General features: G+C 52.5%; 16 protein-coding genes. 5 read left to right on the forward strand and 11 right to left on the reverse strand.

Annotated elements, in window-relative coordinates; all coding sequences use genetic code 11:
* Positions 1–13: 13 nt before the first annotated feature.
* Both gspK and gspJ read right to left on the reverse strand, forming a co-directional pair.
* Positions 14–1,003 (reverse strand): type II secretion system minor pseudopilin GspK, encoded by a 990-nt coding sequence (gene gspK / locus AC6I9Z_RS13200; RefSeq protein ID WP_461456248.1) that lies wholly within the window; start codon positions 1,001–1,003, stop codon positions 14–16.
* Positions 1,000–1,626 carry a type II secretion system minor pseudopilin GspJ gene (gene gspJ, locus AC6I9Z_RS13205; RefSeq protein ID WP_461456249.1) on the reverse strand — a complete coding sequence of 209 codons (627 nt, stop codon included), beginning with the start codon at positions 1,624–1,626 and terminating at the stop codon, positions 1,000–1,002. Before gspJ ends, gspK begins: the two co-directional genes overlap by 4 nt.
* Before the next feature lie 107 nt (positions 1,627–1,733).
* Here gspJ and AC6I9Z_RS13210 point away from each other — a divergent pair, with 107 nt between their 5' ends.
* The 5 genes from AC6I9Z_RS13210 (at position 1,734) to AC6I9Z_RS13230 (ending at position 6,005) form a co-directional block, all read left to right on the forward strand.
* Positions 1,734–2,375, forward strand: a complete 642-nt coding sequence (locus AC6I9Z_RS13210; protein ID WP_461456250.1) for a prolyl hydroxylase family protein — start codon at positions 1,734–1,736, stop codon at positions 2,373–2,375.
* A 33-nt stretch (positions 2,376–2,408) separates the two neighbouring features.
* On the forward strand, positions 2,409–3,629 hold the full coding sequence (locus tag AC6I9Z_RS13215) for an Nramp family divalent metal transporter (protein WP_461456251.1): 1,221 nt from the start codon (positions 2,409–2,411) through the stop codon (positions 3,627–3,629).
* Positions 3,626–4,384, forward strand: a complete 759-nt coding sequence (gene pxpA, locus AC6I9Z_RS13220) for a 5-oxoprolinase subunit PxpA (protein ID WP_461456252.1) — start codon at positions 3,626–3,628, stop codon at positions 4,382–4,384. Before AC6I9Z_RS13215 ends, pxpA begins: the two co-directional genes overlap by 4 nt.
* On the forward strand, positions 4,381–5,061 hold the full coding sequence (locus AC6I9Z_RS13225; protein ID WP_461456253.1) for a 5-oxoprolinase subunit B family protein: 681 nt from the start codon (positions 4,381–4,383) through the stop codon (positions 5,059–5,061). Before pxpA ends, AC6I9Z_RS13225 begins: the two co-directional genes overlap by 4 nt.
* Before the next feature lie 74 nt (positions 5,062–5,135).
* Positions 5,136–6,005: a 5-oxoprolinase subunit C family protein gene (locus tag AC6I9Z_RS13230; protein WP_461456254.1), complete on the forward strand. Its 870-nt coding sequence runs from the start codon at positions 5,136–5,138 to the stop codon at positions 6,003–6,005.
* Positions 6,006–6,035: 30 nt separating this feature from the next.
* Here AC6I9Z_RS13230 and rpmE read toward each other — a convergent pair whose 3' ends face one another.
* From rpmE to frr, 9 genes are all read right to left on the reverse strand, one after another.
* On the reverse strand, positions 6,036–6,266 hold the full coding sequence (gene rpmE / locus AC6I9Z_RS13235; protein WP_108812696.1) for a 50S ribosomal protein L31: 231 nt from the start codon (positions 6,264–6,266) through the stop codon (positions 6,036–6,038).
* A gap of 120 nt (positions 6,267–6,386) precedes the next feature.
* Complete coding sequence (gene fabZ / locus AC6I9Z_RS13240) at positions 6,387–6,845, reverse strand: 3-hydroxyacyl-ACP dehydratase FabZ (RefSeq protein ID WP_109356688.1); 459 nt, start codon at positions 6,843–6,845, stop codon at positions 6,387–6,389.
* Positions 6,846–6,853: 8 nt separating this feature from the next.
* Positions 6,854–7,507, reverse strand: a complete 654-nt coding sequence (locus tag AC6I9Z_RS13245) for an OmpH family outer membrane protein (RefSeq protein ID WP_461456255.1) — start codon at positions 7,505–7,507, stop codon at positions 6,854–6,856.
* Positions 7,507–10,227, reverse strand: coding sequence for an outer membrane protein assembly factor BamA (bamA, locus tag AC6I9Z_RS13250; RefSeq protein ID WP_461456927.1), 2,721 nt, complete (start codon positions 10,225–10,227; stop codon positions 7,507–7,509). Before bamA ends, AC6I9Z_RS13245 begins: the two co-directional genes overlap by 1 nt.
* 146 nt (positions 10,228–10,373) lie before the next feature.
* The gene (gene rseP, locus AC6I9Z_RS13255; RefSeq protein WP_461456256.1) at positions 10,374–11,498 is read right to left on the reverse strand and encodes an RIP metalloprotease RseP; all 1,125 of its coding nucleotides are present in this window, start codon (positions 11,496–11,498) and stop codon (positions 10,374–10,376) included.
* Positions 11,495–12,667: a 1-deoxy-D-xylulose-5-phosphate reductoisomerase gene (locus AC6I9Z_RS13260; RefSeq protein WP_461456257.1), complete on the reverse strand. Its 1,173-nt coding sequence runs from the start codon at positions 12,665–12,667 to the stop codon at positions 11,495–11,497. Before AC6I9Z_RS13260 ends, rseP begins: the two co-directional genes overlap by 4 nt.
* Entirely contained in the window at positions 12,664–13,470 is an 807-nt protein-coding gene (locus tag AC6I9Z_RS13265; protein ID WP_109356684.1) for a phosphatidate cytidylyltransferase, read from the reverse strand. The genes AC6I9Z_RS13260 and AC6I9Z_RS13265 overlap by 4 nt, the downstream gene beginning before the upstream one ends.
* Before the next feature lie 3 nt (positions 13,471–13,473).
* Positions 13,474–14,142 (reverse strand): polyprenyl diphosphate synthase, encoded by a 669-nt coding sequence (gene uppS / locus AC6I9Z_RS13270; protein ID WP_461456929.1) that lies wholly within the window; start codon positions 14,140–14,142, stop codon positions 13,474–13,476.
* Positions 14,143–14,237: 95 nt separating this feature from the next.
* Entirely contained in the window at positions 14,238–14,795 is a 558-nt protein-coding gene (gene frr / locus AC6I9Z_RS13275; RefSeq protein WP_461456258.1) for a ribosome recycling factor, read from the reverse strand.
* Positions 14,796–14,799: the final 4 nt, after the last annotated feature.

The raw sequence follows: 14,799 nt of genomic DNA on the forward strand, positions 1-14,799 counted from the left end.
TCGCGACATATTATCAAAGCGCATCACCGCGCTGACGATGGACCAGACGCGCCGGCTGGCGGGCCGCATCGACCAGGGCCCGTTCCTCCACCAGAGCGCTTTGCATTTCAACAGCCATGTCCAGCCTGAACCAGCGTGTTTTCAATTTCACTTGCCCCTGCACCTGTGATGGCGCCAGAAAACCGGCGGGAAATGGTTCTGCCCAAAAGTCATTGAGGCTACCATAACCGGTCTCCGTCCGCCGCCCAAGAAATTGCCGGGTTTGCACAATATCGGGATTGTTCGATAACATCGCCAGCAAGACAGCCTGTTCCGGGCGGAGCGTATTTACGTTGATCGGCGACAAATCAGTCGTCGGCAAAGCGCAGAGCCAAGGCGCAAGTCGGGCATATATATCACTCGTCATGCCTTTTATCGTGCGCAACTCGCTAACATCCATCATGATCGCATTGGCGGTGCGATAGGGCGTCTCCAGTTGCACGTAATATTCATCCTCTGCGCCCTGCGGAAATGGAACTGTATCGCTATCGATCCAGTCGGTAACCGAATCAGCGATTTCAACCGCCTGCCCTTGCGGGATTTCGAGCAACTCCATCAAACGGACAAATTGCGTTTGCCCTTCCGGTCGAGCCGAAAACACCGCGTCAGTCTGACTTACCAGACTGTTGATGTTAAAACAGTTTCCGCCATCGGTGAGCGCTGCGGTGATCAATCCACCAGGAACCGGAAACTTACGTTCCTGACCGTTCCAGCCGCCAAGATTGGTCGTCCGGCCGGGCGAGAGACTGACAATCTGCTCGGCCGATTGCATGCCGATGGACTCTGCAGCGATCAGATACGCTTTGGCCTGGCTGAGCTCGCGTGCATTGGATGCCAGCTTGGTCGCGCCCGCCAGCCGGTCGATCCCATGGGCGGCCAGCACGGCGATGACCGCGACCAGAAGTAGAACGGTCAGCAGCGCGGCACCCCTCTCACTTTTTTTTGCGACGTAAACCGGCTTCATAAATAACCGGTCCCGATCAGAAAGACATGACGATAGTTTCGCCCATTCTGATCAAATCGCATTTCGACCGCGCGCGGTAAATCGCTGAGCCTTTCCGTCTGCCAACGACTAACCCACTGCCCTCTCTTGTCGCGAAAACGCAATTGAAGTGCGCTTATGCCATCCAGCAAGACCGCAGGCTCGCTCACTGCACCGCCATCGGTTGCTTCATATTGCAGGCGTTCCAGCCGGCCGTCATTCAATTGATAGGACACACGCTGCATATTGGAGCGCGGCTTATTGTTGATATTGCTCTGTCCGCCGCGGGAGAAGGATAAAAACCCGCGGCTCTGCGACCCGGTTTCGCTCACAAAGGCGGCAACCCGATCCCCCTCTTCATTGCGATGCGGCCGCGGGAGCGCCTGACTCAAATCCGCCTCCATCAACGATACGAACCGCTGCATCTGCGCCATGTCGCTGAGTTTGGCGTCGGTAACTTCATTACTGTTCACTGCACCGCGCAAAAGGACAACACCGGCAACAGACAGCAGCGAAAAAATGAGCAGGGCCACCATCATTTCCACCAGCGTGAAACCGCGCTCTGCACCAGTACTATCGCCGTGATCTAGATTTGTGTCTGCCATGGTTAGCTTTTCTATATCCCGATTCTGCCGGACCGCAAAGAGCGGTTGCAGCATGCGAATTTTCATTTAGTCTGAGCACCATATTAGGAATGAGTTCGGACCGTTTGATGACAGATCAAAACACCACCTCTGCCGACTATCTGGTCGCGTTGGGCAAGGTACAGCGCTATCCCAACAAAAGCGTTGAACTTTGCCTGCTGAAAAATTTTATTGGTCGAAGTGAATGCGAGGAGCTTATCCAGCGCATTGACGAAAAGCGCCGCCCGTCAACAATTGCCGATGCCAACGGTGATGATTTTTTTCGCACCAGCGAGACCTGTGATCTGGATCATGATGATCCATTTGTATCGGCAATGGATGAAAAAATCTGCAACTTTGCCAATATTGACCCTGCCTTTGGTGAACCGTTGCAGGGACAACGTTATGCGGAGGGACAGGAATTCAAGGCCCATACAGACTATTTTGATCCCAATGGCCAGGATTTCGAGAAATTCTGCGCTGAATCTGGACAACGCACCTGGACATTCATGATCTATTTGAATGAACCGAGCGCCGGTGGGGCCACGCGCTTCGTCAAACTGAACAAGAAGTTTGTGCCAAAGACTGGCAGCATATTGTGCTGGAACAACATGGGCGCCGATGGCAGCGCCAATGATCTGACCCTGCATCACGGAATGAAAGTGCGTAGCGGCACCAAATATGTCATTACAAAATGGTTCAGGGAACGGCCCTGGCCGTGGGCGAGTTAGGTCATCAATAATGATTAGATTGCAGCATATTTCATGAAGATAGCCCGTTATCGCCCTGGCCCGGGGATGTTGGTTTCCGCCGCCTTTATCGGCCCCGGTACGGTTACCGCTTGCACCCTGGCCGGCGCGAATTTCGGCTTTGCATTGATATGGGCGCTTGCCTTTGCCACCGTGACCACCATCATTTTGCAGTCGATTGCCGTTAGGGTCGCGCTAGTTTCTCGTATGGGTCTCGCCGAGGCAATGATGCAAACGGTCGCTTCACCGTCCCTTCGGTGGCTGGCGGCCTTGCTGCTTATCGCTGCCTTGGCTCTTGGCAATGCGGCTTACGAGGCCGGCAATATATCTGGCGCACTGTTGGGTCTCGAAGCGCTTAGCGGCAGCTTTTCTGACAACCGCAGCCTTGCAATTGGATCCATCGCCTTGCTTGCCGGGGCCCTCATCCTGTTTTCCAAACCGCGCTGGGTAGAACGGATATTGATAGCAATGGTGCTGTTTATGTGCCTGTCCTTCTTGCTGACATTCCTGATCACCCGCCCCGACATGGCGGCAATTTTTAACGGCTTCATTCCCTCCGTTCCCCAAGGCGGGCTGCTAACAGCCATTGCGCTGATTGGCACAACAATCGTCCCATATAATTTGTTCCTTCATGCCGCGAGTGTACGGGAACGCTGGAAACAGGAGGATGATCTAGCCGAAGCACAGACGGACAGCGCTTTTTCAATCGGTCTCGGCGGACTTGTTTCGATCACCATATTGGCAACAGCGGCGGCCAGCCTGTTCGGAAGCGGCAAAGAGATTTCCAACGCAGTTGATATGGCTGAGCAGCTCAATCCGCTGTTCGGCAGTTTTGCCAGCGCTACGCTAGGTGCCGGGCTGTTTGCCGCCGGGTTAACCTCGGCCATTACCGCGCCGCTTGCTACTGGATATATTGTGCAGGAGATTTTTGGCAAATCCAGCACTGGTGCATCACGTATCCCGTTCAGGATCGGCGCGTTGCTTGTCATCTTGTCCGGCACTTTCGGCGCATTGCTGAACTACAAACCGGTGGAGATCATCTTCGTTGCGCAGATAGCCAACGGATTGCTCCTCCCTATCATCGCGTTTTTCCTTATCAAACTGGCCAATGACAGAGCCTTACTTGGCGGTCACGTTAATGGCTGGAAGGGCAATATTGCCGGAGTGATTATATTGGCGGTCACGACCATGTTGGGCGTCCGGCTCATCGCCCGGGCCTTGGGATGGTGGCCATGACTTTCTCGATCGACCTCAATGCTGATCTGGGAGAGGACGACAGCGCCGAAGCCATGGCGCGCGATATTGCCATTATGGACGTTGTTTCCAGCTGCAACATTGCCTGCGGTGGTCATGCCGGATCGGCAAAAACGATGCGAGCCATGCTGGTTGCCGCGAAAGAAAAAGGCGTGTCAGCTGGTGCCCATCCCTCTTATCCCGACCGAGCCAATTTCGGTCGGCAGAGCATGACTATTGAACCTACCACATTGAAGGCCAGTTTGCTGGAGCAGGTGGAGGCAATCAAGGCTGTAGCGAAAGACGTAGCGGCAGATATCACGCATCTGAAACCGCATGGCGCACTTTACAATGATGCGCAGGACGATGAAATACTAGCGGACATCCTCGTCGAAATCGCCCACATGGAAAATCTGGCGCTGGTCAGTATGGCAGAATCTGCAATACATGAAAAAGCCGCCAAAAACGGCGTTCGTTTTATTGCCGAGGCATTTATTGACCGGCAATATACGCAGCATTCTCGCCTCGTTTCTCGCACGGAAGCAGGAGCCATTATCGCCAATGATACCGAGCGCGTGAAACAGGGACTGGCTTTGGTCAAAGGGCAACCCATCACGGCGGTCGGTAATACACCAAAGATAATCCCTGCCGAAACGCTATGCCTTCATTCCGACAGCGACGGCGCACTGGAAACCGCTAAGGCAATGCGGCGCGCACTGGAGCTTGAAGGCATATCCATTGCGGCACCGGAAGCGTGAATATTGTCGACATTCACATATGCGATGACACCCTTTTTTGCCAATTGGGCGACCTCGACGCCGTTCAAGCCGCGAGCTCTGCCTTAAGGCAGCAAACCGTGTGGCGGGAGATTGTTCCCGGACTAGAAAGTTTTGCCGTACAGTTTGACCCTGCTCAGATCACACCGGATAAAGCGTCCGTCCTGCTTCGTGAACAACTACTGCAACCGCTGGCCGCTGCAGTGCCGCAAATAGAACCCATCGCAGTTCCAGTTTGTTATGACAAAATATTCGCCCCTGACCAGGAATGGATAGCCGACAAAATGGGAATGTCTCCCGAAGCATTGATTGCGTGGCACAACAATCTGTCCTTCACTGTGACGATGCTCGGTTTCATGCCTGGTTTTGCTTATCTGCGATGCCAAGAGGAAATTACCAAGATCGGCAGATTGCCAAAACCCCGACAGCAAGTGGAGGCAGGTTCGATCGGTATCATTGGTGACCAGAGCTGCATCTATTCTTTTAGCAGCCCGGGTGGCTGGCCGATTATTGGCCGTACACCTGTTCACCTGTTTCGTCCCGAGAACCACCAACCCGCACTCTTGTCTGCCAATCAAGTCGTATCATTCAGATCGATTGATAAAGCCGAATTTGAAAAAATTGCCGAAGAACAATATTCCAGAGAACCGGGCGAATGAGTCTCACCGTTCTCAAACCCGGTTTGCAAACGACTCTGCAGGGCTCTCCATTTTCCGGCCATAGGCATCTAGGCATGCCCGCAGCCGGAGCGGCAGATTGCCTGTCCCTCGCCCTGGCCAATCATCTGGTCGGCGAAGCTGCAGGTGCGATTGCGATCGAAATCACTCTCGATGATGCCAAATTTGTGGCCGAAAAACATAGTGCTATGGCTTTAACAGGCGCCGCCTCATTTTTCCGCATCAACGGCGAAGATCAGCCATTGCACAAACGGACCGATATAAAGGCCGGCGACGAGATTCATATCGGTCCGGCAGATCGGGGGTGCCGATCCTATCTCGCTGTTGCTGGGAAAATAGACGCCCAGTCTCTTTTGGGCGGTCAATCCACCTATCTCGGTGCCGGATTGGGAGGTTTTCATGGTCGCGCCGTGAAGGCGGGTGACAAAATCCAGTGGGCAGGGAATTCTGAACCTGATCCGACGGATACGAAAACACCCGTCGAGTTGCGCCCCAACCTGTCCGGAAAATATATCATTCGCGTGACCGCCGGGCCCGAAATTTCGGCCTTAACCCTCTATTCTCAAAGTAAATTATTTGAAGAAAAGTTTCAGGCCGGACGAAGAGCTAATCGGATGGGGCTCAATTTGCATGGCATTGTTCTCGAAATGGAGAATGACGATGAAATGCAAAGCGCACCGGTGTTTCCAGGGACAATCCAGTGCCCACCGGACGGAGAGCCTTTTTTGCTCGGACCAGATGCGCAAACAACCGGAGGCTATCCGCGAATAGCCCAAGTCATACGGGCCGATCGCCACCTGATCGGGCAACTGCGCCCAGGCTCGGAAATCCAATTCGTGAAAATCTCAAGTCTGCGGGCAGCGGAAATTTATCGCCAGAAGCTGTCGCTTCTCACGCCATGGCTTGGTGCCGTTAGCTTGTGGTGAGCAGAGGCCCTAAACCTCTGCAAACACAACTTAGTTTTTCTTGAGTGACAAACCGCCGAAACGCTTGTTGAAACGTGCAACCTGACCGCCAGCATCCATAAGGCGCTGGTTGCCGCCAGTCCAAGCTGGATGCGATGTCGGATCAATATCAAGCTGCAAAGTTTCGCCCTCTTTGCCCCAGGTAGAGCGGGTTTCGAACACAGTGCCATCGGTCATCTGGACCTTGATCATGTGATAGTCGGGATGCGTATCTTTTTTCATTTTTTGCTCCAAAGCGGGCTGGTTTCCGACCAGTTCCCTAAGCGTATAATAGAATGCGAAGCGGCGCATTAACTGCCACCGCTCCAAAGTGCAAGATTCTTTTGTCGTCTATCCTGCCAATTATGAACTGGGCGGATCAGCAATCATGGCTGTAAAACTGGCCTCGGCGGCCAATTTGTCGCCAATCATCGCTTTCCCTGAAAATTTGCAGACCCGAGGACGTTTCTGCACAAATTCAACATTGAGCGACAGCAAGCAGCCTGGCTCCACGGGATTGCGGAACTTTGCCCCGTCAATTGCCATGAAATAGACAAGCTTGCCAGAACCAACCAGTCCAAAGCTTTCCATCGCCAAAACGCCGGCAGCCTGGGCCAAAGCCTCGACAATCATAACGCCTGGCATGATCGGTCGTCCGGGGAAATGCCCCTGGAAGAAGCCTTCATTCATCGTGACGGCTTTCACCGCACGAATCGATTCGTCTTTGACCAATTCTTCCACACGATCGACCAGCAACATGGGATAGCGGTGCGGCAACACCGCCATCACCTTTGTTACGTCATAATCCAGCGATTCAGACATAGCGGTTATTAACGACCGGAAGGTTGTTCAGTTGCGGCCGGCTGCTGTGCCTGTTGTTGCGCCTGACCGGGCTTCCATCCAGCTGGCGGTGTAATTGTCGCGGAAGGAACCAGCTTGTTGAGTTCCGCTACGATGGATTCGGTTATGTCAACATAAGGCTCACGTGCGACAACGGCTTGTGGTTGCAGTACAAGATCAACATTTTTAGCCTTCATCGCCGCTTTGATCGCGTCGTTCAGTTTCATACCGACCTGCTCTTCCACATAAGCCGTGGCCAATGTGACACGCTGTTGCAGGCGAGCAAGCTCTTGCTGGCCAGATTGACGCTTCTGTTGCAAGGCCTGTGCCTGTGGTTGCACCGTCTGAGCTGTAGCACCTGGCTGCTGAACCGCTGCGTTGTAGGCATCGACCAGAGGTTTCAGTTCTGTCTGTAAAGCCGTTGCACGCGCGTTGGTCGCATCAATGTCTGCCTTATAAGTTGTTTTCATCTGCTCCACGGCCGTCCGGTAAGCCTGTGACCGAACAACTGCCGCTTCATAATTCGCGACGCCGATGCTGGTTCTGGACTGCGCAGCCGCCGGTGAGGCGACAACCGCTGGGACAGACAAGGTTGCAACGGCCAATGCCGCCGATTTCAAAAGTGTCTTGGTTGAAAATGTCATTAGAATTGTGTTCCTACATTGAAAGTAAATAGCTTAGTATCATCGCCGGGCTCTTTCAGCAAAGCGCGGGCGACATCAATCCTGAATGGACCGAATGGGGAATTCCAGTTGACACCTATGCCAACGGAAACACGGGGACTGGCAGTATCGCCAAAGAAGCTTTCTGTGAATGTGGTGGCGACCGGAAATGGATTACCGTTGGCGTCAGTGGCTTGCGGTGTAATAATTGCGTTGCCATTAGGATCTGTTCTCAAGAAACCCAGAGCATTATCAACAAAGACCGGATCCTGAATCTGCACGCCATTTGTATCAAGAACAGGTGCACCATTGCTATCAACACGCCCTATTGTTACGCCAGCACCGTTCGCGTCGCGTTCCTGAAGCCTTCCGACAAACTGAGGATTTTGCAAAATCGGCGTAGTGACCTTAAACACCGCACCGGCGTCAACAAAGATCGAAGGCCTCAAACCTAGCTCACGGGCTCCAGAACCAAGGGGAATTTCTAATTCAGCCCGCGCCAAATAATATGCCCGCCCGCCGATAGCGTCGTCCGTGCGTTGATTTTCGTTGATGATGATCTGGTTAAATGGATTGCCATTATCGTCCAGCGCAGGCTGCGTAAAGTTTCGAACAACCCGAGGACCAACCCCGCGAATACCAAAGCCACGAATTTGCGGTTCACCAAGGAAAAAGCGGTCAGTTAAGCGGATATCATCAATCCCATCAGCCGCACTGCCCCGATTCTCCAGCGGATGAATATACCCGGCCTCGCCGCTTATCGAGAAAATGAACTGACCAAATGGGCGCCAATATTTCGCCGCATTAAGGCGTCCCCTCAAATATTTGACGCTGCCTCCCAAACCGGCAAAATCGAGACTGCCGACGATAGTTTGACCGCGCGTTGGGCGAACTCGGTTATCGCGATCATCATAGATCAGAGACGCGCCGATTGAGGAGGTGGTACGTTTACCAAGCGCATCGCATAGAAAACGGCCAGCAACCAGAGGATCACAAGTATCATCAGCGCTGTTGCCACGAGTGCCATCACTATTAGAGTCAGTAAAAAACAAATCTCTATCCAAGGTCACGTCGTCGAAACTGAGGCCGTAGCGTAGTGAAGCAGATAGATATTCGGTGATCGGCACGCCCGCACGTACCTGGAAACCCGTTGTCAGCTGCTCAAATGTCGTCTCACGGTCATTGCCGACAAAGTTGAAGCTGTTCAAATCACGGCGAAAGACATCGACGCCAACCGCAATATTACGATCGAACAAATAGGGTTCTGTGAATCCAAATTCAATAGCTTGAGAGAAACTGGAATAGCTCACACTTGCCCGCAGTTCCTGACCTTTACCGCGGAAGTTGCGTTGACGGACAGAGGCCTGAAGAATGAAGTTCTCAACACTGGAGAAACCAGCTGACAGCTGCAATTCACCAGTTGCTCGTTCTTCTACATTAGCTTCCAATATGATCCGGTCGGGTGCACTGCCCTGCTTTTGTTCGATTTCCAGTTCGTCTTGGAAAAAGCCAAGAGACTTGATCCGGTTGGCCGAGCGCTTGACTTGAAAACTGTTAAACGCATCACCTTCATTCAGCCGGAATTCGCGCCGAACCACTTTATCGACGGTCAGCGTATTACCATTGATATCAATGCGCTCCACGTAGACACGATCACTCTCGGCAACCTGAAAGTTGATCCCCATGGTTAGGGTGTCTTTATCGCGCGTAAATTCGGGTCGGACGTCGGCAAAAGCGTAGCCAAACAGGCCGGCTGTCTCAGACAGGTTTTCCACCGTGTCTTCGACTTGCTTCGCGTTGTAAAAATCGCCTTCCTTCATCGGCAAAAGCGGGGTCAACGTTTCTGAAGTGAAATCTCGAATTTCGCTTTCAACTGTAACGTCGCCAAATTTGTAGCGATCGCCCTCTTCAACAACATAGGTGATGATGAAGTCTTTTTTGTCCGGTGTAAGCTCCGCCACAGCTGAAATCACCCGGAAATCCGCATAGCCTTCGGTCAGATAGAATTGACGAAGCTTTTGTTGGTCAAAAGCAAGCCGGTCCGGGTCATAGGTGTCGCTCGAACTGAAGAAACGATAAAAACGGGCTTGTTTTGTGGCCATTTCGCCGCGCAGCTTACCATCCGAAAACACTTCATTCCCGATGATATTGATCTGCTGAACCTTGGATTTCGGTCCTTCATTGACTTCAAAAACAATATCAACACGGTTTTGGTCAAGTTGAACCATTTTTGGCTCGACACTGGCTGCAAACCGGCCCTTGCGTTTGTATAGCTCGACGATACGGGCCACGTCGGCGCGCACCTTGGAACGAGTGAAAATCTGTCGCGGTGCCAAGCGAATTTCCGGACGGATTTTGTCCTCTTTGATCCGCTTATTGCCTTCCAGCAATATCCGGTTGATCACAGGGTTTTCAACAACTTCGATAACAACCGCACCGGCATTGTTACGGATGCTGACATCCTTGAACAATTCTGTTTCGAACAGGTCCTTGAGGGCCTGGTCGGCAGCTTCCTGCGTGTAGGTCTGCCCGACCCGCAGCTTCATGTAAGAAAGGACAGTTCCCGATTCCAGCCGCTGAGAGCCATTTACCACGATAGATCTGATCGTGTTGTCGACAGGCAGGACGGGCTCAACCGCCGGCGCTTCCTGTGCATAGGCTGGCACCGAAATGCCTGCCAATATGGTACCACTCAACAACATGGGCAGGAGCCGTTTTTTATGCTTCACAGACAAACTCGCTTTCACGCCTAAAACTCAAAAATACTAACCAGTGCATAAATGCATCAAGTTTTGCGAAACCCCCTGCCCCAACCGGAGCGATCAATCAATGGTCAATCAACAGGCTGTTAACCAGAGATTGCTCTGAATAATCCAAAAGAGGCTAAATCATTAAACGTCACCACCAACATGAACATTACCACCAGTGCAAAACCCGATCGAAATGCCCATTCCTGAACCATAGGATTAGCAGGCTTTCGCCGGACCGCTTCTATGGCATAGAACATCAAATGCCCACCATCGAGCATGGGGATTGGCAGGAGGTTGATGAACCCTAAGTTAATTGAGATTAACGCTACAAAGAATATGAACTGGCTCAGTCCAGCAACAAATTGTTCACCTGAAACCTGTGCAATTTTAAGCGGTCCACCTAATTCTGTAACCGACCTTCGGCCACTGATCACCTGTCCCAATGTTGTCACGATGAGATCCACAATCTCGCCGGTCTGACGCGTTGCGACAACAGGCGCCTCCCATAGCGGGACATCCCGTCGTTCGACGCTACCCGGCGATATCCCCAGCAGGCCAATCCGGTATTCATTTCCGAACCGGTCTTTCTCAATACGCACGCCGATTTTGGCTTCTTTTGCGATGACCGTACCATCCCGCTCGAAGGCGATCTCCACAGTTTCATCAGGAATGATAGAAATTTCGCGCGATAAATCAGTAAAACGGGCAATAGAATCACCATCAATAGAGACGATTTTATCGCCTTCCTTCAAACCGATACCGTCGGCGGTCGAATTTTCTGCAACCGTTCCAACCACCGGTGGTGTCACGCTCTCTCCAAAAGTCAGGGCGAAGCCCGCTAAAATCAAAATGGCGAAAAGGAAATTAATCGCTGGCCCTGCAAAAACAATCGCAGCCCTTTGCCATAAGGATTTAGATTGAAAGGTTTGATTGCGTTCTTCCGGAGGCAGCTTCAGCCAATCGTCGCCGGGTGTACTGGCAGGATCCATATCTCCAGCAAACTGGACATAGCCGCCAAGTGGCAATGCGCAGATTTTCCATCTGGTGCCGCGCTTGTCATTCCAGCCGACCAATTCCTTGCCAAAACCGATGGCGAACGTATCGGCCTTTACACCGCACCAGCGTCCGACCAGATAGTGCCCCATTTCATGGATAAAGACGAGCACACCAATAGTGAGCAAAAAAGCAAATAAAGTCAGCAATATGCCTGGATTTTCGGTCAAACTCTAACATCCTCAATCATGGCTGCGGTTCGTTCCCGCGCTTCTCTATCAATCCCAAAGATATCCGCAAGTTCATTGGGTATAGGCGGGCTATAGCTGTCAATAATGCGCGATACAATCTCAGTGATTTCCAGAAACTGAACATCTTCCTTCAGGAAGGCTGCAACCGCAATTTCGTTGGCTGCATTCAATATGGCCGGAACCGCACCACCAGCCTCTATGGCGTCACGCGCCAGCTTTATCGCCGGGAAGCGATCATGATCAGGCGTTTCAAAGTCCAAGCGAGCGATTTTGGCCAGATCAAGCGGCAAACAGTCAGTTGTCATGCGTTCTGGCCAGGCCAGCGCGCTGGCGATCGGAATGCGCATATCCGGCGACCCCAACTGCGCCAATGTGGACCGGTCCTTATATTCCACCATGGAATGAATAACCGATTGTGGATGGACCAATATGTCAATATTCTCCAAACCAACCGGAAACAGATGATGGGCCTCGATAAGCTCAAGCCCCTTGTTCATCATGGTGGCACTATCGACAGATATCTTGGCACCCATGTCCCAATTGGGATGCGCCACGGCCTGCTCTGGTGTGACCGACGCCATCTGTTCTCTGGACCATGTTCTGAAGGGTCCGCCGCTGGCCGTCAGCGTAATCTTGCGAACCTGATCAACGCGCCCGCCCTGTAAGGACTGGAAGATTGCATTATGTTCTGAATCCACCGGTAGCAACGTTGCGCCGGCCGCCCTGGCCTGCGCCATCATCAGCGCACCGGCGGAAACCAGAGCCTCTTTATTTGCCAGCGCGACTGTCTTTCCGCACTTCAAGGCCGCCAGTGTTGGCGGCAAACCGGCACAGCCAACGATTGCAGCCATTGTCCAGTCAGCACCCAGCGCGGCAGCGTCAACCAGCCGTTCCGGCCCGGCGGCAACTTCGATTTTTGTGCCGGTTAGCAGGTTTTTGAGGGCTTCATACTGATTGCTATCAGCGATAACGGCAATCTCAGCGTCAAATTCAATGGCCAGCTTCGCCAGTTCTTCAGCATTACTATTCGCGGTCAGTGCAAGAATGCGATATTTGTCACGCTCCAGACGAACAAGGTCGAGCGTGGATGTACCTACCGAACCAGTGGCCCCGAATATGGAAACAGTTCTGGGTGATGCGTGGTTCATTGGCCGCCAAATAATATGATGATCGCAACAACAGGTGCGACCGGAATCAGGCCATCCAGCCTGTCCATGACTCCGCCGTGGCCGGGGAATATGGTGCCGCTATCCTTGACCCCTGCCTGCCGTTTCATCTGGCTTTCAAACAAGTCGCCCATTTGAGCGAGCACAGCCAGCGGAATGCTCAGCAGGACCAGACGGAACGGCAGTTGAAAGTAAACGTGCAGGGCAAAACTGAACAAGGCTGTCACAATCACGCCCCCGATCAATCCCGCCCAGGTTTTGTTTGGGCTATATGTTGGTGCCAGCTTTGGTCCGCCGATCGCACGGCCGGAAAAATAGGCACCAATATCCGTCGCCCAGACCAATGCCAGCGTCCAGAACAGAATGAGCAACCCATTATCAGTTCCTCGCAGATACAAGACAGATAGTGCTGGTAATCCAGCATAAATTATCCCTAGAGACAATTTTATCGAGCGGTCAAAAACCGCGATGAACATTGCCGCACCCAATAGCAGTCCGAGCGCAAGAAACGACGGTCCGGCGGCCAGATATGACATGATAGCCAGCGGAACAGACAGAGCGTAAAGGGCAAGGCGCTTATTCTCCAGCCGCCCAGTCAGTTCAGCCCATTCAGACATTATGCCCAGTGACATTAATATCACCAAAAACCACAAAGCGTGCCTGCCAATTTCATGGTCGCCCACTACAAGCGTAACGACCGTTACTGCCACCAGTGCAACGCCGACAATGATCCGGGTCAACAGTTCATTCGGCGGCTTTTTTACAGGACTGGCGGGATCGTTCATGACTCAACGTCCGCCGAAACGGCGTTCCCGGTCCCCAAATGATTTCAAAGCGCGCTGCAGCTCCCTTTTATCAAAGTCTGGCCATAGGGCATCGGTAAAATAGAGCTCGGAATAAGCCGCCTGCCAAAGCAGGAAATTGGAAAGACGTAATTCACCAGATGTACGGATCAAAAGATCAAGCGGTGGCAGTCCGGCTGTATCCAGGGCTCCAGACATATGGCTAATGTTAATCTGATCTGGCTCTACATCACCCCGCTTCACAGCCTCAGCAATATTCTGCACCGCCCTCAGCATTTCGTCCTGTGCACCGTAGTTCAAAGCAATAGCGAGCGTCATCTTGTCGTTGTCAGCCGTCCGCTCCAGAGCATTGTCGATCAATTGCACAATATCACTGTCGAGTGCCTTGTAGTTTCCAATGACCTTCAGGCGAATGCCGTTTTCATCAAATTCATCAATGTCCGACTGAATATATTGGCGAAGCAAACCCATCAAATCAGTGATTTCATCAGCTGGCCTGCTCCAGTTTTCTGAAGAGAAAGCATAGAGGGTCAGCGCCTCGACACCCATTTCTCCTGCAACCCGAACAATGCTGCGAACAGTCTCGACACCCTTTTTATGGCCCATTGCCCGGGGCAAATGTTTCTTTTTTGCCCAGCGACCATTGCCGTCCATAATGATCGCGACGTGACGCGCGCCATAGGTCAGGTCAGCTACGTGTGATCCCTGCGCATCTGGATCGATCGATCCTTTCTTGGATGGCGCCAGCCTCACTGTGTGAGGATTTCCTGTTCTTTGGCAGATGACAGCTTGTCTGCTTCTTCGATCATCTGGTCGGTCAGTTTTTGAACCTCTGTCTCCAACCGTTTCTTGTCATCTTCACCGATTTCCTTCTTATTCTCATCGGCCTTGATGTCATCCATGCCGTCGCGCCGGACATTGCGGATTGCAATCCGTGCTTTTTCAGCAAACTGACCAGTCATCTTGGCCAGTTCCTTACGGCGCTCTTCGGTCAGGTCGGGAATGGGCAGCCGGATATTTGGGCCATCAACCATAGGATTAAGACCCAACCCTGCGGACCGTACGGCTTTTTCTACCGGCTGAATATTGCCCTTGTCCCAGACTTGAATAGACAGCATGCGGGGCTCTGGCACGGACACTGTTGCCACTTGGTTGAGCGGCATCTTTGCGCCATATACTTCGACCGTAATGCTATCGAGCAACGCCGTATTGGCACGCCCTGTCCGCAATCCGCTCAGATCGTGTTTCAAAGCCTCAAGAGAAGCATTCATCCGCTTTTCAAGGCTGCCTTTATCATATTGTGCCATCGCT

It is taken from the genome of Parasphingorhabdus sp., assembly GCF_059726685.1.